The following is a 22,743-nucleotide window of genomic DNA, read 5'->3' on the forward strand; positions in this document are numbered from 1 at the left end:
CGAAGACGCCACGGTAAATCCGTGACGTCCTAAGGCGTCAACAATACCGGAAAAAATCGTCGCCAAGATGAGAGACCTTCTTAGCGACGACCTCTCACACAGGGGCGTCCAAATCGCAGATCACTCGGCCGCTATCGGTCTGCTTCTCGATAGGACACGTTGGTCACATAGCTTGAGATGCTGTCGAATCTTGTCTGAGAGAACGCGGACATTTGGATTGAGAACCATGGAATCGTGGTCGCCCGGCACCTCGATAACGTCAAGATTTGGGGCGAGCGGTGACCATCCGTTGTCGTGACGAACAAAATCGCGATCGGCATTGAGCTGTCTGCCACCCGTGACCAGATAGCGCGGTTCAAGTTTTGGCCTTAACAGCAAAATCTGCCCGTCATAAGGTCTGACCTCATAGCGATCCAAAGCACGCAAGAAGGCTGAGTGAACGCGTTCGTTGTGCAACTCGACCGTTTTTGCCGGTGCCTGCAATGCATCTGATCGCGCTCTCTGATAGTTTGCCCAATTACGCTTATGCTCTATCCAGTTGCGGAGAAAAGCACCTCTTTCTCGCTTGATGTCCTGCGCCTTGATCAGCACTTTGTCTGTCATCGACAAAACGGGATAGCCGGGAAGCGGTGTATCCAGCATGATGATGATCTCGACGGTTTCTCCGGCAGCTTCCAGTTGCTGTGCCATTTCATAGGCCACAAGCCCACCGCCCGAAAAACCTCCCAAAAGATAAGGGCCAGACGGCTGTACTGTGCGTATCTCGCTTAGGTAGTCGCGCGCCATCTCGGTGAATGTCTCGTGCGGCTCCTGATTTGCGTAGAGCCCGCGTGCCTGCAAGCAGTAGACCGGCCGGTCATTGCCGATCTGCAATGCAATATGGCGCAGGTTGAGCACATTGCCGAACATGCCAGCGCAAAGGAACAGCGGCGTAGCCGTAGCTTTGGCAGATGTCGTGGTCATCGACACCAGATGTATCCGCTGCGTATCTGCCTCTTCAGGTGCTTCAGCAGTATCCGCACTTTCGGCGGGCGCTGCATTCTTGCCAATGAGGTCTGCGCATTCGGCAATAGTGGGCGCCTGGAACAAAACCGAAATGGGCAGATCGATCCCATAGGTTTTATGGATCATCCGGAACAGGCGCACCGCGATGAGCGAATGTCCACCGACGTCGAAGAAGTTGTCGCTGACACCGATCTTCTCAACCCCCAGCAACTCACTCCAATAACCGGCAAGTGTTCGCTCAACATCGTTCCGTGGCGCAATATAGTCGTTCTCAAGGTCTGGCCGCTCGAAAAGCTGGGCAGACGGACTTGCCTGCGTATCAACTCGCCAAGCAGCCCTTTCGCGCAACTTGTCGAGCGGCAGACTGGAGACGATTGCCTGAGGTCGGCGTGTTGCCAGCACCCGAGACAGCAGGCTGAACCCTTCAGAAGGCATGATGCCCTGGCGAACCTGCGCAGCAAGTTCAAGTGCTGCGGCCGAAGGCGGTGCTCCGACTTCGCCATGACTTGCCGCTCCGGCAGAAGTCACACTCAAACTGAGATCATTTGCCAGGCGTTTGATCGTAAAACGTTCAATCTCCAGAATGACTGAACCGTCCAGCGCCGTAATGGTCACGTCGAAAGCGGAATAATCTGGACCGGAATTCCCGCCCTTTGACAGCCTGACATGGCTCAGAACCTGTTGCGGCAGATTTTCATAGATACGAATAGAGCCGTAAGACATCGGTGCCCACAGCACTCCAGACGACGCATACCCCTCAATAAGCTCCATTGCGTAGCCAGTTGCAATATCGAGAAGCGCAGGGTGAAAACGTAATCCTGTCTCAATGTCGCCAGCATAGTCGTCGGAGAGCGACAGTTGCGCAAGCGCCTCACCTTTTCCGACCGAAAGGGCGCGCAGAACCGACCAGCGTGACCCGAAGCGGATATTGTCCTCCTGTGCGGAACGCAATGCCGCGCCGTCTGCGGCGCGACGTCTGGTTGTCCAGTGAGTGTCGCCCAACGAAAGCTGCACTGGTGGCAAGACCGACGGAGGGGCAAGTCGCACCGACGCTTCCGCATGGAGGCGAATGGAATCCGAACCGCCATTCTGATCTGCCGCACAAATGAAGGCGCGATAGTCATTTCCATCCTGTTCAAACCGAACCCGGATTGACTTCGTTGTCTCATCTTCAATGCTGAGTGGCGAAATGAAGATCAGATCCTCGATTTCAAAGCCTCCGGCGAAGCCATATTCATTGGCGGCCTGCGCCAGCAGTTCGATATAACCGGTTCCAGGCAGAATGGCCTGACCTGAAACAAGCCGATGTTCATTCCACATCCAGTGGGTCGCGGGGCTCGCCGTAAATTCGAGCCACTGGGTTTGATCCGCATCTTCAACCCAACGTTCGAACACGGGACCTTTTGCGGCGATCAGCTCTTTGGATGGCGTCGAGGCTGATCCAGGATGAAGGGAAGCACGAGCCGCGATGCCCACCTCGTTCCAGACGCCCCAATGCACGGCGACTGTCTGGCGTTTTTGGTCGCCACTACGGCTCTCCGCATAGGCATTGAGATAGGCATTGGCTGCGACGTAGTCCACCTGGCCGACGGGCGCCGTATCGGTACTGGTCGAAGAAAACAGCACCAGGAAATCAATATCTTCCTTTTCCAACACACGGGCGAGAACGGATGTGCCATAGACTTTCGGCGACAACACATCTTCAATTTCATCGAATGATTTCAGCTGGATAAGATTATCTCTGACAATACCGGCGGTATGCAACACACCGTTGAGACTACCGAATCGGTTCTTTGCGGCCTCAACCGCTGCGGCCATCTGCTCGACGTTGCGCACATCGGCGACGCGGTAGATGACCTCGGCTCCGAGTACTTCAAGCTCTTCTATTGCTGCAATCGCCCGGCTTACCTTGTCCGTGCCAGAATGCATACGCCGATAAGACGTCCATTGCGACCGCTCAGGCAACTCGGTTCGGCCCAGCAGCACCAGCCGCGCGGAAAACTGTGTTGCCAGTTCTCTCGCCACAACAAGCGAAAGATCTCCTAAACCACCTGTCAGCAAATATGTGCCCTCATGGCGGAATTGCTGTGTTGGATCGGACGGTTTGAGCGGCAGGCGTTCATGACTTGCAACCCAGCGGCGCCCTTTGCGATAGGCAACCGTTTCGGAGGCCGGAGAAACGCAGAGGTCCTCCCACAACTGGTCGAGGACATCTGCGGTCTGACTGCTCGGAACATCGCCGACAAGTTTGAGCAGCTTTTGCAGGCCCGGCCTGTCGTTGTGTTTGGGCTTTGCCACAAGCTCGATATCGACCATCCGTACTGTTGTGCGCTCAAGCTCCTTGGGTATCACCAGACCGGGGCCGAGCACGGTCGCCTTGCCGGGATAGGCAAGCGTCTCATCGCCCACGCGCTGCATGCCGTTGGTCAGCACGGTCAGGTGACTGCCCGCCACGCCAGCGTCGCCCATGGCCTGTGCCAGATGCAGAAGGCTATAGAAACCCTGTTCCTGTATTCTGTCGAAGAAACTGGATGCGCGTCGGTGATTTTCGTCGCCGGTCACCAGCCACATGTGGACGATATTGGCGGGCACCTCACCATCTTCACTGAGGCTGGCGAACAGTGCGTCATAGCCCCCACGCCCCTCTTCAGGACACAGACTATAGGACGAAGCATCAATCCGGCTGAAACCATCGCCCGCCGTCACGGTCACAACGTGGTGGCCTGAAGACCGCAAGCGGTCGACCAGTCGCTCTCCAAGCCCGGTGTCATCAAGGAAAATCAGCCATGAACGCGGCTCCATGCTCGCATCTATCGCGATATCGCAAGGTACCTGCTTCCAGACCGGTCGATAACCCCAGTCGGACATGTCTTCCTGCCGCAATAAGGGTGCATCATCACTGGCAATCGGGGCCGAGCTGTCCACGACCCGCTCGATGAAGTAGCGCTGATGCTGAAACGCATAGGTTGGCAACTGAACGCGGCGCGGATCACGTCCCTTCCAGGACCGCGAGATGTCAACCTCAATCCCGGTCGCCCAGGCGCGACCGATTGCCGAAAGGAAGTGTAGTCGATCGTCCGCATCGTCATCAGCATGCGGCAAGGTGTTGATCACTTGGTTCGCATCGATATTCGTCTGCATTTTTGCCAGCGATGACAAGGTTCGACCAGGTCCTATTTCAATGTAGACCTGACCCGGCTGCACCGATAGCCGCGCCATACCATCGTTGAACAGGACGGTGGATCGCAGATGCCTGACCCAGTAGGTCGGGTCGCAGGCATCGGCATTCGTCAGCCAATGTCCGGCAAGGTTGGACATGATCGGAATAGTCGGCGGATTGAGACGGATACTGCGCACAAACGCTTCGAACCTTGGCAATATGCCGTCCAGCATGCGCGAATGTGCCGCGATATCAATCGCAACACGGGACGCATCAATACCTTTTTCCGCCAACTCGGCTTGAAACAGGGCGAGGTCTTCATCCCGTCCGGACACGACGCAAAGTTCCGGGGCGTTGACCGACGCGATATCCAGCGACGCTGGCAGCAGGGACTTTAGTGTTTCAACCGAAACCGGTACGCTCAACATGCCACCGGGCTCGACAATATCGAACAATTCGCCGCGCAAACGCACGAGATTGACCGCGTCACGGTAGCTCATCACGCCCGAAATGCAGGCTGCTGCATATTCGCCCATCGAGTGACCGATCAGCGCCTTGGGGCTGACACCCCAATCCTTCCAAAGCCGTGCAATGGCGACCTCAACGATCAATATGGCAGGCAGTTGCAGAGACGGGCGCAGGAACGTTTTACCTTCAGCCGTTTTGTCACCGCCAGTGGCAAACCATACTGCACGGATTTCATCGGCGGTCGCCGGCTCAAGATAGGAAAAACCTTCTTCTACAAAACTGCGGAAGCGCGCATCTTCCTCGAAAAGACGACGTGCCATGCCAACATGCTGGGCACCTCCGCCGGGAAGCAGAAAGACAGCTCCCACGGGGTTTTCAATCGCCGAATGTGTGAACATCCGTTTTGGGTTGTCGCCAGACAGCACGGCGACAGCATCCGCGCGGTCACGAACCACCGCAACGCGCCGATGCTCGAACTGTGCCCGTCCCTGATGCAAGGTGAACGCTGCGTCTACAGTCCTCAACCCCGAATTTGTCGCAAACGCTGTACCGAGACGTTTAGTCGCCCCGTCGAGAGCCTTGCGGTGTTTTGCGCTGAAAAGCAGGATGGCCGGTTCATCATTGCTGATGTCATCAACAGGTGTCACATCGGGAGCCTGCTCCAAAACGATATGGGCGTTTGTGCCGCCAACTCCAAGCGAATTGACTGCGGCGCGACGCGGTCCGTCTGTGTCAGGCCAGCTGGTCAGCTGGCTTGCGACAACAAACGGACTACTGGCGAAATCGATTGACGGATTTGGTTTCTCGAAGCCGAGAGTGGGCGGTATTTCAGCGTTCTTGAGCGCAAGGGTCGTCTTGATCAGGCTGACGACACCAGCGGCAGTGTCTAGGTGACCAATATTGGATTTCACCGACCCGACGTGACAAAAACCTTTCTGGTTTGTTGTCTGACGGAACGCCTGGGTCAGAGCCTCGATCTCGATCGGATCTCCAAGTGCCGTGCCAGTTCCGTGGCATTCGACGTATTGGATCGTCTCGGCACTGATGCCCGCAAGCCCTTGCGCCTCAATGATCGCCTCTGCCTGACCCGTAACGCTTGGCGCGAGATAACCAGCCTTGCTGGCACCATCATTATTGATTGCCGAGGCTTTTATGACTGCATGAATGATGTCGCCATCAGCCAAGGCATCGGACAGCCGTCGAAGCACAACCACCCCTGCCCCGCTGCCAAACACAGTGCCAGCGGCGCGGTGGTCGAACGGTCTGCAACGGCCATCGGGAGAGAGGATTTCACCGTCGTGATAAATATAGCCGCGCCGATGCGGCAACTCAATTGTCACGCCGCCCGCAAGAGCCATGTCGCACTCACCGCTCAGAAGGCTTTGGCAGGCATAGTGGACAGCGACAAGCGAGGTGGAACAGGCCGTCTGCACATTCACACTCGGCCCGCGCAGATCAAAGGAGAACGACGCCCGCGTAGACAGAAAGTCCTTGTCATTGCCGGTATGGCGAAGCAGGAACATGCCCGTTTGCTCTAGCAACTGCCTGTTGCTGCAGACGTTGAAATAGAAATAGCTGCCCATACCGCAGCCGGCAAATACACCGACTGGCCCAGGCATTGTGTTTGGAGTACGCCCCGCGTCCTCCATTGCTTCCCAGGTGCATTCCAGAAACTGCCTGTGCTGAGGATCCATGATCGCAGCCTCTTTCGGGCTCAGCCCGAAAAAATCAGCATCGAACATCTCCATGTCGGGCATATCAGACGTCCGCGCAACATATTTGGGATCGAGCATTCGAGCCCGGCTCTCGCCAGCGGCAATCAACTCGTCTTCCGAAAGGTTGCGAATGGATTCAGTGCCTGATCGAAGGTTTTGCCAGAACTCATCTGGTGTTCTGGCGCCCGGCACTCTTAAAGCCATGCCGATGATTGCGATGTCGTTTGGTGAGGCGGTATCCTGATCTTGCATGCGACGCTCTTTACTCTCTCACACGCGGCCCCGATCGAAATTGCTGACAGCAAAATAGAAAACGTGCCTATATTTATTCCATAGCTGCTCTTGGTAAGTAACCGTATGAATTCTATTGAGTTTGTCTTATAAGCAATTTCTATAATTTATGAATATAAATAATATTTAACTGTTTGCAAGCACCTGAAGCCAGTGTATTCAATTTCGAGTAGCCAAACAAATTGGGCACAGAGTATTGCTTATGACTCAGTCTCTTTTCTTCTGGTGTTTATCGCTTCTCAATATTGCACTATTTTCTTTGGCAATCATCTATTCAGCGCAGTTGTTGGCAGCACTGCCATCGCTACGGGCGAAGATACAGCCATCGACTGCACCAAGACCAAAAATCGCCATTCTTGTTCCAGCGCATAATGAAGAAGCAGGACTGGGCGCCTCCCTGACCGCCATTCGCGCAGCGATGGCAGTGGACGATCGCTTGCTTGTCGTCGCCGACAATTGCTCGGACAGGACGGCAATCATTGCACAAACGGCTGGTGCGGAGGTGCTGGAGCGAAACGATACTACCCGAAGGGGCAAAGGATATGCGCTGGATGCCGGCGTAAAATATCTGTCCTCTTGCCCGCCGGATATCGTCGTGCTGATAGATGCGGACTGCTTTCCCTCCCCTGACGCAATCGGCTTCCTCGCCGAAGCGACCGTACAGACAGAAAGACCCGTTCAGGCACTTTATCTGATGACAAACAAGGCAGGCGCCGGGCTCAGCCTGAAGATTGCCGAACTCGCATTCATGCTGAAAAACCGTCTTCGGCAGAGAGGGCTCAATCGCCTTGGCATTCCCTGTCATCTGACGGGAAGCGGAATGGCTTTCCGCTGGGAGGTTATCAGCGACCTTGATCTCGCCCACGGACACCTCGTCGAAGACATGAAGATGGGCCTGGATCTTGCCATTGCCGGATCAGGACCGGTGTTCTGCGAAGACGCCGTGGTGCTGAGCCCGTTTCCGGACACCGTGCAAGGATTAAGCACACAGCGGCAAAGATGGATCGGCGGTCACTTCGAATTGATAAGCACGGCGCTTGCCGGTGTTGGAAGGGCATTGCGCAGAGGCAGGTTTCCTGCCGCATTGAGTGCATTGTCGACGGCCATACCGCCGCTTACGTTTCTTCTGCCGCTGCTTGCCATAGTCTTGCTGATGACTGCAGGTTTTACCTGGGCGTTAAAGCTTGCCCCTCTCCCGCTCTTTATTGCAGTAGCCAATCTGGCCTTGGTCTGCGGCACGACGTTAATCGCGTGGGTTAAATATGGACGCTTGATTTTGACGCCGTCGGACGCCCTTCGTGCCGTGTCGATCATTGGTCTGCAAATGATACGATCCCCGCATATGTTGCTCAGCGCACATCGAAATGGATGGGTGCGGACGGATCGCGGACAACCAGGCGAATAAGTGGCTTATTTGTATTCGATCAGCCTGTGGCGACGACTGGTCAAAACGTTGCTGTAGTAAGTCGCCACGCCTCTCATTTCCGCGAACTTCCCAACCACCGACAATGCTGCCTCCGCCCATCTGTTCTGATCTTTGGAGGCGGCTTGCCCTGCCAATCGCAATACCTGAAGCGGATAAAGCGCAAGCAGCGCCAGAAACGCGGGATGGACGACAGCGCCACCGATCAAGGACGCAGCAGGCAGCACACAACCCCAAAAGAGGCTGCGCCTTACATTGCGAACCCAGATGCGTTTATCGGACGCTCTGTGACGGGCCGCGACCTGCGCGTAGGCATGGCCGGCGCGAACCGAACGTCGCCACCACTGCGAGAATTTTTTGATATTGGCATCGTGAAGCGTCATGTCCGCGTCGATACGCCAGATTGTCCAGCCGATCTCACGCATTCGCAGGCACATTTCCGGCTCCTCACCGGCAATCAGATCAGCAGAGTAACCACTGACATCCCGGAACGCCTTAACGCGGATAAGGCAGTCGCCACCGCAGGCTTCTGTCTCGCCAACCGGTGTATTCCACTCATCGTCACAAATGCGGTTATAGATCGAGACGTCAGGAAAGATTTCCCTCCGACGCCCGCATACGATCGCCAGCCGGTCCTTGTCGCGGAAAAAGTCGCGCGCCTTCCTTATCCACCCATCAACGATCCGGCAGTCACCGTCCACGAACTGGACAAATTCGATATCGGAAGCAATACGCAGCAACGCGGCAAAACCTTCGTTGCGTGCCCGTGCAGCGGTAAACGGAACGTCTGGCGCCAACTCCACGATAGTAAGCCCCATGCTGCGCGCCGCCTCGATACTGCCGTCGGTTGAACCGGAATCGACATAGACCGATCGGACCGCAAGGTCGCCGAGCGAAGCCATGCAATCGATGAGCCTCTGACCTTCATTACGACCGATAAGGACGACACCAACATCATTTGGCGAGGGTTGCGTGAGTGTTTCCATCTCACGAATGTCCAATTGCCATCGATACGGTGGCAAACGGAGTTCCGTAGCCAAGCTCTATGCGAATGAATAACAAAAGCGCGATCAATGCCAGGAAGATGGCGTTGATCAGCAAGTCCTGGCTCAGAAAAGAGATTCTCTCGCGTCGCTGACCAAAAGCGATTGGGAAATAGCGAAGCAATTCACTTGCAATGACCGCAAGGATAACGCCGGCCAGACCTAGCCATGCCTGCCCGGCATAGGACAACACCACAAGGGACAGGAGTTTCAGCAGATTGCCCGCCACCCCGTAGGCGGGCTTGCCAACTCCCAGCATGGTATATTCGTTTACAGTGCTCAGTATGCCAAACCACGCGCCGACAAGCAGCATGGACAGCATCCATCCGGCATCATGGTAGCGTGCATCATAGACAATTGAGATCGCAAAATCCGCAGTCGCAATGCCGATCGCAATCGAGGTTGCGGCAAGCAGCAACAGCTTGAAGCGAAGCGGGCTGACCTGCTGAATAAGTGCTGGCCGTGCTTCACTGGCACTGGCAGAAATCAGCGGAAAAACAAGCTGGAAGCTGATGCGACCGATCAGGGTCCCCGGCAGATCGGCAATGATGCGCGCAATCGAATAGACGCCGACCAAAGCCAGCGGAACGGCCTGCGCCAGAAACAGCTTGTCGAAATTTCCGCACAGGAATGCCAGCAGTGACGACAGGAAAATCCATTTACCGAAGGACAGGACCTCACGAACATAGGCCGTGTTCCACTCGAACCAGTTGACGGCGTGAGGCAGCATGTAGCTGGCAGTCGCACGGATGATTGCAGAGATCAGGTTTGCCACCATGATCGCCCACACGCTTGGGTGAATTAGCGCGAGCGTGACAGTGACGATGATGGTCGTGACGTCGAGAACAACCTCAAAAAGGTTGGCCTGCTTCAGCATCATATGCCGCTGCATGTAATAGAACGAGGTGGACGCCGCGCCCAGGATCAGGATGTTCAATGCTGTCACTTGCAGCAGGCTTGGAGAAATGTCGTACAGTGCGCTGAGCGGATATGCAGCAATGGAAAATATGCAGCAGAGAATGAAACTGCGAACAAATTGCAGCGTCCAGACCGTATTTTTGAACGATCGGTTTTCAGCATTCGGATTGCGGACTACCGACTGGCCGATGCCAACATCCGTAACAAGTTCCATGCCGTTTTTCAGCGTAAAAACGATCATCAATACGCCGAACACTTCGGGCACCACGATACGTGACAGAATGACATTCGACACAAACCGCAAGCACACCGACAGGCCATAGGCACCGACAGTCCACATCGCTCCGGTGACAACACGCTTTTGGGAGAAATTCACAATTTCGCTCATTTCTCAGCCTTTTGAGGGACGACGAACCCGTTTGCATGCCTCTGTTTTCGAGCGGTCGTCATGATTTACGTCCGAAAAGCCGGGAAAGATCTGATGCAAGCGACTTGATATCGTGCATGCGTTCAACGCGCATGCGGCCCTCCTGCCCCATTTCCGCCAGTCGCTCAGGCGAGGCGGATAAAACGTCACGCAAGGCGGAGACGAGCGCGGGATGGTCGCCCGGTGGAACAAGCCAACCACATTTGTCATCCACCAATTCGGGAATGGCAGCGATGGTGGTCGTGATCACCGGCCGCTGAAGCGCCATGCCTTCCATCAACACGATCGGCAGGCCTTCATGGTAGCTTGGTAACAACAATGCGCGACTGGTCGCAATGAAGACCCTCACCTCTTCGTTGGAAGCCCAACCTTTAAGGATCACCTGCTCGCCAACGCCGTGACGGGCGATTTCCGCTTCGATCTCCGCCCGGCTCTCGCCATCGCCTATCAAGGTTATGCGAAGCGAAGGAAACTCATCGCGCAAGGCGGCGGCAGCGGCAGGAATGTGGACCTGCCCCTTCTGGGGACACAGGCGGCCGACGCAGACAATGTTGAAATTGTCGGCGGTGATTGGTGCAGACGGCTTGAAATCCTCGAGATTCAGGCCGCAACGCGCAATCTCAATCTTTTTCCGGTCCTCATCGGTCTGGCTAAGGTCACGCAGGACGGATCGGCAGTAATTGGAAATGGCGACGACGAAAGATGCATGCCTGATCTTGAGCGCATAGCTGTTTGCAGACGTGTCAATGAACTCATCGGGACCATGGGCTGTGAAACTGTATTGGGGGCCGCCCATGAGCCGGGCGAGCATGACTACGGCAGCGGCGTTGGTACCATAATGGGCATGGGCGTGGTCGATGCCTGCACGAGAGGCTTTTTGGCGAAAACTTGCCGCCTGCATCAGATAGGCAGCGTGGCGTGCAAACCCTCCTCCGGAGTTCGCGACCAATTTCCGCCAAGTCGGCAGCGCCTTGATAATTCCAACGGGATTGAGAAGTAGTTCTCGTATCGTCGCTATCGTCAGGTCTGACAGCTTGCCTTCTAGTATATAGACCGTCTTTTCGGCTTCAGCGATGTCCTTTTGATCGACCAACTTGTCTGAAAATCGTCGTGCCGCGAAGCGCAATACCGTTTGCCCTTGAACTTCCAGGGCTTCGATCTCGCGACGAATGAAAGTGGCGCTCGGCACCGGGTAAGTATTCAGGAAATAACCTACTTTCATTACGCCACTCCAAACACACACAAAACTCAAGTTACAAATCGCGCTGCTCAAGCACTGTAAAAGCGGTAGAGATGATTTTTTGAAAATGCACAATAAATGGATACGTAGCGCCCAAACAACGCTCACGACAACAAATATATTTCGCAAAATACTGAATATCTCTATTGAATTATCAGGGAAAATAATTCAACCTGCTACAAATTATGCGGGCAACAAGCTTATTTTGCAACACGATTTCGTTTTGCGAAATCTATTTTTTATAATCTGCCCAGCGAAATATTACCTATATTCAGTGGCGTTTGTTGTTTCGGAGTATACGTCTAGATGTTCAGCTGTATTTTGATTGGCAATGAAGCTTTACTTGTGCAGTGCGGCATTTTGCTCCGAGATAAAGGCTTTGCGATAACTGCAGTTGTGTCAAGCAACGATGCGGCAAAAGACTGGGCAACACAACAGTCTATTCCAGTAATCGAATGGGGTGACGACCTCGAGAAAGCCGTTGGGCACCTCGATTACGACTGGCTGTTCAGCATCGCCAATCTGCGAATGATACCGCAGACGGTCTGGCAGAAAGCGCGACGGGGCGCCATCAATTTCCATGATGGCCCACTTCCAAAACTGGCAGGTCTAAACGCACCGACATGGGCTATTCTAGAAGGTGAGACAACATTCGGCGTTACATGGCACGAAATCACTGAAGGCGCAGATGAAGGTAAAATCTACAGCCAGACACATTTCGACATCAATCCTGAAGAAATCAGTCTCACGCTGAACACCAAATGTCTGGCGGCTGGCGTTGAGACTTTTGCCAAGCTTGTCGACGACATCAACAACAATAGACTGACCGGGATTGCACAAGACTTCTCCCAGCGCAGCTATTTTGCAAAGTCCAAAAGACCTGACGCCGCTGGCACCCTGCCGTTTGAAAAATCAGCTGAGGATCTATCTCGCCTCCATCGCGCGCTGAATTTCGGCGCAGGTTACACCAACAGGATGGTGCATCCAAAAATCCGTCATGCCGATGGCATATTCCTGCTGACGACATTCACAGTGTTGGGACTACCTGATGCTCCCAAGCCTGCGGGCTTCATTCGCTCTGTCGGCCCGGACGGCGTGGTTGTCGCGACAGCGACCGACGATGTTCTGATCAATGGTACGATGCAGAGGAATGATCATGAGGTCCTGCTTTCCGACAATGTAAGGCAGGGTGACAGTCTTCCGCAATTTGCAACTGGCGATCTCGTGGAGCTGAATACCGCAGTTGCCGATGTCGTTCGTTACGAAGATCGGGTGAAGGCCAGATTGCTGGCCGCCGAGGACGTCAAACTTTTTGACGTGTCGGAAAGTGCGTCTCACGCGACTGGTGTTGCCAGCATTTCCATTAACCTGCCAGACGCGTTGACGACGAATTTACGGATTGCAGTGATTGCAGCCTTCCTGGCACGGTTTTCAGGTCAGGACAGGCTCGATATTGCCTATTCCTCGCCTAAGGCAGCAGATTATAACAGTCGGTTCCCGGGTTACTTCGCCCCCGATGTCCCTCTGCACGTTGAACTGCCATCGGATTTTCTGGTGTCCGAGTTTGCTGAAGGCCTGGCATCACAGCTGACTGTTTTGCGGCGGGAAGCCACCTATCTCAGCGATCTGCACTTCCGTGAACCGGGTCTGTCCAACAATCGTTTGACAACCTGCATCGTCGAGACCGACCACGGGTCACCATGGTCCGGCAGCATTGACCATCCGCTGACTTTTGTCCTCGACACGGCAACGACAAGCGCACGATTGGCGTATGACCGATCAAGGCTTCCGGACGCAATCGCGGCGCAATATTGTCGCCACATCGAACTGCTTGCGTCTGCTTTCCTGCAGGATGGCCGCGTCGTTGATCTGCCTTTGATGTCCGCCGACGAAATCAAGAACGTGGTCTACGGCTGGAACGATACGGCCCGGGATTATGACACCGCCGCATGCGTCCACACACTCATCGAACAACAGGTGCAATCGACCCCCAACGCCATTGCAGTCGCCTGGCGCGATGAGGAACTGACATACGAGGAGCTCGATGATCGGGCAAACCTGATCGCGAATGTTCTTGTCGACCTCGGCGTCAAACCTGATTTCATGGTTGGTCTCAACCTTCCCCGCTGCAGCAATCTTGTGGTTGGTGCCTTGGCGATCCAGAAGGCTGGTGGAGCATATGTTCCGCTTGATCCTCATTTCCCGGCCGATCGGCTTGCCTATATGGTAGAAGACAGCGGCACGGCCGTCATCTTGACAAGCCGCATGACCGAAACACCGCTCTTCGCGACCGGCGTCAAAACCGTCTTCATCGAAGATATACTCGAGCGATCCGTCACGACAGACAGACCGGTTACAGAGGTATCACCGTCCAATCTCGCCTACGTCATCTATACGTCAGGCTCGACCGGTCGCCCAAAGGGCGTGATGGTTGAACATCGCAATGTGGTCAACTTCTTTGCCGGGATGGATGAACGCATTCAGTACGACAAGTCGAGCCAGCCAGTCTGGCTTGCGGTTACCAGCCTATCCTTCGACATTTCGGTCCTGGAGCTTTTCTGGACCTTGGCGAGAGGTTTCAAGGTCGTACTCCATTCTGCCCAGACCCAAAGCCACAAAGGCGGTGATGGTGCCGTCAAATCCGCCCGCGCTGGCAAAGCGCCGATAGATTTCGGTCTATTCTATTGGGGCAATGATGATGGCGCGGGACCGGCAAAATACCAGTTGTTGCTCGAAGGCGCGAAATTTGCAGATGCGAATGGCTTCCAAGCTATCTGGACGCCCGAACGGCATTTTCACGCATTCGGCGGCCCCTACCCGAACCCTGCCGTAACAGGTGCAGCCATCGCTGCCGTCACCAAGAACCTGGCAATTCGTGCCGGCAGCTGCGTCCTTCCGCTCCATCATCCTATCCGCGTCGTCGAAGAATGGGCGGTTCTCGACAATCTCAGTAATGGGCGGGTGGGCCTTGCCTTTGCCTCCGGCTGGATGCCGGAAGACTTTGTTCTCAGACCCGAAAACGCACCGCCGCACAACAAGACTGCGCTGTTGCGCGATATCGAAACCGTGCGAAAGCTGTGGCGCGGTGAACGCATGGAATTTGATTATGGCGGCGGCAAAGCCAGTGTCGTCACACAGCCGCGACCAGTTCAGCCGGAAGTGCCGGTCTGGCTGACGACTGCAGGCAATCCCGAAACATACAGAGAAGCAGCGAGGAACGGCGCACATGTGCTGACTCACCTGCTCGGCCAGTCCGTTGATGAGCTTGCTGAAAAGATCAGCATTTACCGGCAAACACTGGTCGAATGCGGTCGCGATCCCGATGCCTACAAGGTGACGCTGATGCTGCACACGTTGCTCGGTGAGGACCGGGAAGAGGTGCGTGATGCCGCCCGTGGCCCAATGAAAGCCTATCTGCAAAGTGCCACGGCGCTTATCAAACAATATGCCTGGGCATTTCCCGCTTTCAAGAAACCACATGGCCTGTCCAACGCTCTCGACATTGATCTGCAGTCTCTTGCGGCAGACGAGCTGGATGCCATCCTTGAATTTGCATTCCTGCGTTACTTCGAAGACAGCGGTCTGTTTGGCACCGTCGACGACGCCATGAAGCGTATTGATCAGGTCGCCGGGATCGGCGTGGACGAGATTGCCTGCCTGATCGACTTTGGCGTGCCATCTGAGCTTGTGCTGGAGAGACTGGAGCCGCTGGCCCGGGTGGTAGCACAGGCGCGTGCTGAAACTTCTGTTACGGTTGAGGATGTTGCAAACGACAATAGCTTTGATCAGGACGTGCACCGGCACGGTGTAACACATCTTCAGTGCACCCCTTCAATGGCACGTATGTTCCTGATCAACGAAACAGATCGCGCTGCTTTCGCGCAAATCCGTCACCTGTTTATCGGTGGCGAGGCACTTCAGAACTCTCTGCTTGGCGACATCCGAAAACTGACCAATGCCAGTGTCGAGAACATGTACGGCCCGACCGAAACAACGATATGGTCATCCACAATGACCGCCGACATGTCGGAGATTGTTGTGCCGCTTGGGCAACCGATTGCCAATACACAGCTCTACGTGCTGGACGCGTCTGGCGGCGTGGCAGCGCCAGGACAACCCGGTGAACTTTATATTGGTGGCGACGGGGTAACGCGCGGTTATCTGAACCGCGAGGAATTGACGCGGGAACGTTTCGTTCCAAACCCCTTTGCGCCAGGTCGTATATACCGTACCGGAGATCTGGTTTGCCGCAAGACGGACGGCACCTTGAGATTTCTCGGGCGCACGGATTATCAGGTCAAGGTCCGCGGCTATCGTATCGAACTGGGTGAGATCGAGGCACGGATCGGGTCGTTCCCGGGCGTGGCCGAAGCTGTGGTTGTTGCAAGAGAAGACAGGGCTTCCGACGTTCGTATCGTCGCTTATCTGAGACTGACCGGTCAGCCAATCAACGAAGAGGCACTCAGGCAACATCTCGGTGAAGCCCTGCCTGACTATATGATACCGGCGCACTTCGTGACGCTCAAAGCGTTTCCGCTGACGCCGAATGCGAAAGTCGACCGAAAAGCTCTGCCAAAACCGGATACGGGACCGATTATTGTCTCCGCTCAGGTTTTCGTCGCGCCGGAAAACAAACTGCAATCGGATCTGGCTGAAGCCTACAGCCGAACCCTTGGCATTGAACGCGTCGGTTTAAACGACAACTTCTTTGCTCTTGGCGGACATTCACTTCTCGCCGTGCAATTGCACCGCGACCTGAAAGTCGTCATCGCGCCTGACCTGACAATAACCGATGTTTTCCGTTTCCCGACTGTGCGAGCGCTTGCCGAGCATCTTGCCGACCGCGGAAAGGCAGAAGAACGTCTGAGCCAGGTGGCGGACAGAGCAGCCAATCGACGGGCCGCTCTTGGAGATCGGCGTGCGGCGCTGACACGTTCGCGACTCTGAATGGTGGTGGATGCGCTAAAGTCCCTGTTTCCAGATGACGTGGCCATCGCGCACGACGATCCACGCGCAGCTCGCAGTGGTTTTCTGGACGAAGAAGAGCGGTATGTCGCGCATGCCATTCCGCGCCGCAAACGGGAATTCCATGCTGGCCGCGCCTGCGCGGGAAACGCCATGAATGCCTTGGGCCTGAAACGCGTGCCCATACCCGCTGCAAACGATCGCTCTCCCGTTTGGCCAGATGGTGTTGTTGGAAGCATCAGCCACTGCGATACGCTGTGTGTCGCGGCCGTCGGCCTCAAGGCAGATGGGTACCTGTCAATGGGTCTCGACGTCGAGCCTGCTGAAGCGCTACCTGCTGACTTGTTCGATGCAATATGTACACGTCAAGAGCAGGACTGGCTCGAGGATCGCCCATCAAGCGAGCGTGCTCTTCTGGTGCGGACGATCTTCAGCGCAAAGGAAGCAACCTACAAGTGCCAGTACCCTTTAACTGGCATGATGATGGATTTTCAGGATCTGGAAATCTCGCTTGGCACCGATTCATTTGATGCCACCTTCCGCAAGGACATCAAAGGCTTCACCAAGGGAACCGTTCTTCCGGGCAGCCTTGCAGTTCAAGACGACTACATTTTCGCCGCCATGGTGATGACCACGCAAAGCAGATGGAACTCAAGGTGACACAATGCTCCAGAAAGCAACGCTGAAAGTCCACGAGCCAATCTCTGACCAGGCCAAAGGCAGTGTGCTGTTTGTCACTGCGGTCCGTCTGCGGCGCGGGCCTCGCGGTCTGCAGCTTGATGACCAGACCAGTGCCGGGCTGGTCCGCCACGCCGAAAACTTCCGGCAGGTAAAATTCGCGGGCATCGTTCTGGAAGGTGATCGCGAAGAGAACACGTCTACGACATGGATCGATGTCGTGGACCTCCCTTGTTATGGTCAGCTCAAGTTCATCGAACTGCCCTTTGCCTACAAGGCAAAGGATTTTGCGCGGACCTACCGCAAGACACGAGCGTTGCTGAAAGAAGAGATCCGTAGCGCCGATCATCTCTGCTTTACCGTCGGTTACCTCATCGGCGATTGGGGCGCCATTGCTGCACTGGAAGCCAATGCGCAGGGGCGCAAATTCGCCATCTGGTTTGACCGCGTCGAGCATGATGTCATCCTGCGCACATTATCAGCACATCGGTTACGCAGACGCATCAAAGAGCGAGCAACCCTGCCATTGATGAAATGGTACCATCGTTATCTAATCGGGCGCAGCACACTTGGGCTTTTCCAGGGACGTGATACCTACGACACTTATTCTGGGGCGTCTTCCAATCCCCATTGCATGTACGACGTTCATACCCAGGAAGCGGACCAGATCGACGAGCACACGCTGGACCAAAAAATCGAAAGAATTTTATCCCTTGCACCGATACGTGTTTCCTATGTCGGTCGCGCGGCTCCGATGAAAGGTCCGGAAGACTGGGTATCGGCACTGGCAATAGCCGCTCAGGGCAACCCGTCGATCGAAGCCTGCTGGACAGGCGACGGACCATTGCTCGATGTGATGGAAGAGATGATCCAGAAAAATCATTTGCAAGACAAGGTGAAGCTTGCCGGTTACGTCGGCGACCGGGAGGCTTTATTGCAGGCTCTGCGCGACAGCGATATTTTTGTGTTCTGCCACAAGACCGCCGAGTCACCGCGCTGCCTTATCGAAGCACTGGTTTGCGGTAGCGCCCTCGTCGGATATCACTCACCCTATGCTGAGGATCTGGTCTCTGAACATGGCGGCGGCGCCCTTGTCTCCCGTGATGACATCGAGGCTCTGGGCCGTCAAATAACCGAGTTGAACAATGATCGCGCCAAACTCGCGCAACTCGTGAGCGCGGCTGCCATTTCCGGAAAACGCTTCGATGAGAAGTCAATCTATCACCGTCGGGCAACCCTGCTGAAGAGCTATGCATGAGGCGGTTTGCGCTCTTGTCGACTGCCGCCGTGGTGGTGTGCGTCACAGGTCTGATGATCATGACATCTGCAATTTCGACACCATCCAGCAGCGAGGAGCCGACGGTGTATCCACTACTGCCAGCGCCCGGCGAAATGGACGCGAAACGTCATATCTTCGTTTCCGGGCATAGTTTGACCCCTCGCCCGATGCTGGAGTCCATGAGCGAGATCTCTGCGGCAGTGGAAATGCCAATCGTCTGGAACGGTCAGAATCTCAACGGATCCTCCATCAAGGACAGGTCTTTCGGACGTGACGAAAGTCGTGCCTGGAGTGGGTTTGATACAGGGACAGATGCAAATGGCGAAACGATAGACGCCCTTGCAGAAATGCAATCTCCGTCAAAGGCAGATGCCGGCAAGTACGATATTCTGCTGATCACCGAGCAACATCGGCTGCTGGATTCACTCCTCTGGCAACAGACCAAGACCTATCTGCGCGCCTATCAGGAACGGTTCATACAATCGAACCCTGAGGGAGAGGTCTTCTTCTTTACGCCCTGGATCAGCCTATCCGACAAGAACAATGCACGCGATTGGATTGAATACGAACGCGCAGCCATGCCGGTGTGGCAGTGTGTGGTTGCTAAGGTCAACGACCAGCCGTTAAATCAAGGCCCCGCCCATCCCATTCGCATCGTGCCAGCGTCGCTAGCTCTGGCAGATCTTGTCGATCATCTCATTGCAAATCCATCGACATCAGGCTTTGCAAGTCAGAGCCCCCGCAAGATTGTCGACACCTTTTTCGAAGACGATGTGCACCTCACTGCGGCTGGCAACTATTTCATCGCCGCACTGACCTTTCAGGCAATCTACGGCGAATTGAAAGTTGACGATATCCCGTCTAGCCTTGCAGACGACAAGGCGCGCACTCTCCGTAAACTTGCAGCAGATTTTCTGGCGCGATACCGTGCGGACAACCCGACTTTCGACAGTCAGTCCTGCGGTGACAGACCCAGCCTGTCGTTTATCTTCAAATACACAGGTTACATCGAACGGACCTATGTGCGGCCCGAAAAGGGATATGTCGCGGCGAACGTGCAGAGATTTCGCGACATGTTGCGCTTCATGCGTCAACTCTAAACCAGAACGCGCTTGATAACATGTGAGCCTGCACCCGGCAGCCTCACATCAAAGCTGTTCTAGCGCCTCTTGGCACCAACCAGCAGAGACTGCTTGCCAAGCAAAGCTGCGAAGGGTGAAAAGACCTTCTTCATCCGCGAACGGTCGGCTCTGTTCAAGACAACGCCTGCGATCTTCTCATGAACCGTCGGGTTCATAACCATTGCCGTCTGAAGCATCACACCTGTCAGTTTGCCCCAATCGACGATGAGGATAAATTTATCGACGACCTGCGCGGCATTTTGAAGATCGCCAAGTGCCACAAGTGGCGGCAGATCGAAGATCACCAGATCGTAGTCTTTGAAAACTGCCGAGAGTTTCGGCATTGTCTCAGACCAGAAAAGCTGTGTCGTCACATCCATATCACTCTGATCGCCAAGACGCAGAAATGCGAAGCCCGCCGTCTGATCTTTCTCAATGAGAGACGCAATGTCAGCGTCTGCACCGTTGGCCAGCTCCGGTTTTTCCGTTTCGTCTACAGCAGAAACGAGAAGATGGGAGAGCGACTTGCGGTAGGGATCGGCATCGATGAGCAGAACTTTTTTCCCGGCTCTTGCTTTCATGACCGCAAAATTACCGGCGATGGTCGTCTTGCCTTCTTCGGAAATGGTCGAGGTAAAACCGACAATGTTCGGGCCCTTTGCCTCCGCACTCGTAACAACAGTGTCGAGGTGCCGTAAAGTATGCCAAAGCCCACTCGAAGGCTGGTTGGCAACCGAGTACAACAGATCAACCTTGTTCTTGCGACGTTTTCTCGGCAGCGTTGGCACAAGACCCATGCAGGGTTTGCCCACGATTTCCATAATCTGTTCAGGGCTACGGATCCGCTTGTCAAAAAACGCCAGCAGAAGCGAGATGACCGCTCCGAGCGAAACCCCGATAATGGCAGCCAGGACGATGATGAAGATGCCACGAATGTCGCTTTTGTGGACTGGCGGCAATGCCTCGGAAACGACCTGTGCCTTCGGACCGACTTCCTGCAAACGCTCACGCAGCCAGCTACTTGCCGTTTCTGCGGCCTCAAGCCGGTCCTGCTCCAGCTTTGCCAAATAGGTTTCCGTAACGGTGTTTGCGACTGTCGCGGCGCGCTCTGCTGTTTCGGCCGTATATCTGATGCTGACCAGGTTGCTCATGCCCAGCCGTTGAACGTCCAAGGCCCTCCTGAAATCGTCGAGGGCCTCCGCCTCCTGGACAAGCTTGGCAGTCCGCTCTGCCGATGGCGGATTTTCTGCAGTAGCAGGTGAGCTGTCGATGATCTGCAATTTTGAGAGAACGTTCATCAGCACAGAGTCCGACGAGATTATCCGAATCTGCGTTTCGAGGAATGTCGGATCAAACTGCAACTCGGCAAAAAACGCGTCATCGCGGCTCATCGTCAATCGCAGATTGGTAATGTTCAGCGTCGATGATGCCGTGTAAGCCGCGGGTCGATATTGGACGAATGCGACAGCGGCTGCAGACAATAATGCGGCAATCAAGATGATCAAAAAGATACGATTGCGTATCGCTTTCACCATCCAGCGCCAGTCATATGTATTGTCCGTCGATATCGGAAGTGACGGGATAGAATGGGTCTGCATGTTACGCGATAACATCATGTTTGCACCTGTCTGAAGACATCAAGACTGCAGCTGCCATCCCCGCCACATCGCCTAAACACGCACGAATTGATCGTATTATGTCAGGTCTTGTCGGCGAAACCGGCGCGCTTCCCCTACATCGATTTATTACCTGAAAGCTCCACCTTGATTATGTCTCCAGGCAGGATTGGAGTAACCTCGGTCGCCGAGATTTGCTGCATCTGCGCATCCCGGCCCCTGATGATTGTAAACTGCAAGCGCGGCAGCTCTTCCCGCTGTCTTGCTGTCTTGAATTGCTCCGTCTGCAGCGCCGCACCGGTTACCAATTGGCTCAATGAAGTGAGCTGTTCATCAATCTCACGCATCATCGATCTTGCCCGCTGAAGACCTTCCTGAGCCGCCGTTTTACGGGTGCTGCCCAGCGTCTCAATGCGCAGCAATGCTTCCTGCACAGCGCGCTCGGCTCTGACTTTTTCGAACTCTAATAGGCGCTGTTCTCGCTGAATATCGAACAGATCCCGCTGCAACGGCAAGCGACGGTTCGTAGCCAGGCCGGAATTCTCTAGTCTGGTCGCTTTTTCGACTTCGACCTGATACTCGGCAAGCTTGCTCGAGACAGTTTCAAGCTGCATCGCAATCGATGCTATTTCCGTTTTATGCAACTCGACCATCGCGCCCAGGGTTTTGGCCTGGTTTTCGTAGCTGTTGTTATTGGCTGTGAATAACTCTCGTTGTTCATCCAAGGCGCGCGCATAGGATGGCGCTGCATCAGGGGGCGTTGGAGGAAAACCACGTTCGCCGACTTCAGCTTCGTATCGAACCTGTTCGGCCAGCAGCGTAGCTTTTCTCAATTCAGCAACATTCAGCTCTCCAACCCCGTTGATCGAGGTGCGTGCAAGATCCCACTCTGAATAGCCAACAGCGCGATAAGCTCCACCTGCGATGCTCATGGCATTCAACACCAGCATTTCGGGCCTGAATGCATATTCGCCGGGGGATGTGACCGATCCCAGAATATAAAATGGTCTGTAACCAACCACATCAATGGAAACGTCTGGAAGTTGGCGCTGATTTGCTTTCAGCTTCAGTTTTTCCGCAACTGCAGCTGCCAGCTGTGCTGGCTCTAGGCCACGCGCCTGGACTTCACCGATCAGTGGCAGCGCTACACTGCCGTTTGCGCCAACCGACAGTTCAACATTGAGTATAGGCCATTCCGCTACGTAAACACGCAACTTGTCCTGAACATCGAGCTTGTATTCCGCTGCCATGGACGGCGCTAACGACAGAAAATATACCACCAGCCAAGATAATATAAATTTTAATGTATTCGCGGGTGTTCGAAAAAATAAGATTGCATGTTCGAATTTTACACAATTACACATTCGAACTCCTGTTAGCACATATTTTTATGT

11 protein-coding genes are annotated in these 22,743 nt (G+C 54.8%); 5 read left to right on the plus strand and 6 right to left on the minus strand.

The features are described from left to right. Nucleotides 1–120 precede the first annotated feature (120 nt). Complete coding sequence (locus HGO37_RS15005) at nucleotides 121–6,600, minus strand: type I polyketide synthase (RefSeq protein ID WP_250984007.1); 6,480 nt, start codon at nucleotides 6,598–6,600, stop codon at nucleotides 121–123. A gap of 241 nt (nucleotides 6,601–6,841) precedes the next feature. Here HGO37_RS15005 and HGO37_RS15010 point away from each other — a divergent pair, with 241 nt between their 5' ends. Then, on the plus strand, nucleotides 6,842–8,044 hold the full coding sequence (locus HGO37_RS15010; protein WP_250984008.1) for a glycosyltransferase family 2 protein: 1,203 nt from the start codon (nucleotides 6,842–6,844) through the stop codon (nucleotides 8,042–8,044). A 5-nt stretch (nucleotides 8,045–8,049) separates the two neighbouring features. Here the strand turns inward: HGO37_RS15010 and HGO37_RS15015 are convergent, their stop codons facing one another. The 3 genes from HGO37_RS15015 to HGO37_RS15025 are packed head-to-tail and all read right to left on the minus strand — an operon-like array spanning nucleotide 8,050 to nucleotide 11,819. Continuing rightward, nucleotides 8,050–9,048 (minus strand): glycosyltransferase family 2 protein, encoded by a 999-nt coding sequence (locus tag HGO37_RS15015; protein WP_250984009.1) that lies wholly within the window; start codon nucleotides 9,046–9,048, stop codon nucleotides 8,050–8,052. A gap of 1 nt (nucleotide 9,049) precedes the next feature. Next, nucleotides 9,050–10,411, minus strand: coding sequence for an oligosaccharide flippase family protein (locus HGO37_RS15020; RefSeq protein ID WP_250984010.1), 1,362 nt, complete (start codon nucleotides 10,409–10,411; stop codon nucleotides 9,050–9,052). A 58-nt stretch (nucleotides 10,412–10,469) separates the two neighbouring features. Further along, nucleotides 10,470–11,819, minus strand: coding sequence for a glycosyltransferase family 4 protein (locus HGO37_RS15025; RefSeq protein ID WP_250984011.1), 1,350 nt, complete (start codon nucleotides 11,817–11,819; stop codon nucleotides 10,470–10,472). A 267-nt stretch (nucleotides 11,820–12,086) separates the two neighbouring features. Between HGO37_RS15025 and HGO37_RS15030 the strand changes: the two genes are divergently transcribed. From HGO37_RS15030 to HGO37_RS15045, 4 genes are read left to right on the plus strand one after another with little or no spacing between them, the layout of a single operon-like run. Beyond that, nucleotides 12,087–16,637: a MupA/Atu3671 family FMN-dependent luciferase-like monooxygenase gene (locus HGO37_RS15030; RefSeq protein WP_250984012.1), complete on the plus strand. Its 4,551-nt coding sequence runs from the start codon at nucleotides 12,087–12,089 to the stop codon at nucleotides 16,635–16,637. Continuing rightward, on the plus strand, nucleotides 16,638–17,315 hold the full coding sequence (locus HGO37_RS15035) for a 4'-phosphopantetheinyl transferase family protein (RefSeq protein ID WP_250984013.1): 678 nt from the start codon (nucleotides 16,638–16,640) through the stop codon (nucleotides 17,313–17,315). A 4-nt stretch (nucleotides 17,316–17,319) separates the two neighbouring features. Beyond that, nucleotides 17,320–18,591 carry a glycosyltransferase gene (locus HGO37_RS15040; protein ID WP_250984014.1) on the plus strand — a complete coding sequence of 424 codons (1,272 nt, stop codon included), beginning with the start codon at nucleotides 17,320–17,322 and terminating at the stop codon, nucleotides 18,589–18,591. Further along, the gene (locus HGO37_RS15045) at nucleotides 18,588–19,712 is read left to right on the plus strand and encodes a hypothetical protein (RefSeq protein ID WP_250984015.1); all 1,125 of its coding nucleotides are present in this window, start codon (nucleotides 18,588–18,590) and stop codon (nucleotides 19,710–19,712) included. Before HGO37_RS15040 ends, HGO37_RS15045 begins: the two co-directional genes overlap by 4 nt. Before the next feature lie 59 nt (nucleotides 19,713–19,771). Here HGO37_RS15045 and HGO37_RS15050 read toward each other — a convergent pair whose 3' ends face one another. Both HGO37_RS15050 and HGO37_RS15055 read right to left on the minus strand, forming a co-directional pair. Further along, the gene (locus tag HGO37_RS15050) at nucleotides 19,772–21,349 is read right to left on the minus strand and encodes a nucleotide-binding protein (RefSeq protein WP_250984016.1); all 1,578 of its coding nucleotides are present in this window, start codon (nucleotides 21,347–21,349) and stop codon (nucleotides 19,772–19,774) included. Between the two features lie 116 nt (nucleotides 21,350–21,465). Further along, nucleotides 21,466–22,599, minus strand: coding sequence for a polysaccharide biosynthesis/export family protein (locus tag HGO37_RS15055; protein ID WP_250984017.1), 1,134 nt, complete (start codon nucleotides 22,597–22,599; stop codon nucleotides 21,466–21,468). Between the last annotated feature and the right edge of the window lie 144 nt (nucleotides 22,600–22,743).

Source organism: Rhizobium sp. CG4 (genome assembly GCF_023701965.1).
Taxonomy (GTDB): Bacteria; Pseudomonadota; Alphaproteobacteria; order Rhizobiales; family Rhizobiaceae; genus Agrobacterium.

What these genes read in the sequence shown, in the direction of transcription:
- HGO37_RS15040 (WP_250984014.1), top strand. Translation starts at nt 17,320, where the DNA reads ATGCTCCAGAAAGCAACGCTGAAAGTCCACGAGCCAATCTCTGACCAG.
- HGO37_RS15050 (WP_250984016.1), bottom strand. Translation starts at nt 21,349, where the DNA reads ATGATGTTATCGCGTAACATGCAGACCCATTCTATCCCGTCACTTCCG.
- HGO37_RS15020 (WP_250984010.1), bottom strand. Translation starts at nt 10,411, where the DNA reads ATGAGCGAAATTGTGAATTTCTCCCAAAAGCGTGTTGTCACCGGAGCG.
- HGO37_RS15045 (WP_250984015.1), top strand. Translation starts at nt 18,588, where the DNA reads ATGAGGCGGTTTGCGCTCTTGTCGACTGCCGCCGTGGTGGTGTGCGTC.
- HGO37_RS15015 (WP_250984009.1), bottom strand. Translation starts at nt 9,048, where the DNA reads ATGGAAACACTCACGCAACCCTCGCCAAATGATGTTGGTGTCGTCCTT.
- HGO37_RS15005 (WP_250984007.1), bottom strand. Translation starts at nt 6,600, where the DNA reads ATGCAAGATCAGGATACCGCCTCACCAAACGACATCGCAATCATCGGC.
- HGO37_RS15035 (WP_250984013.1), top strand. Translation starts at nt 16,638, where the DNA reads ATGGTGGTGGATGCGCTAAAGTCCCTGTTTCCAGATGACGTGGCCATC.
- HGO37_RS15055 (WP_250984017.1), bottom strand. Translation starts at nt 22,599, where the DNA reads ATGGCAGCGGAATACAAGCTCGATGTTCAGGACAAGTTGCGTGTTTAC.
- HGO37_RS15010 (WP_250984008.1), top strand. Translation starts at nt 6,842, where the DNA reads ATGACTCAGTCTCTTTTCTTCTGGTGTTTATCGCTTCTCAATATTGCA.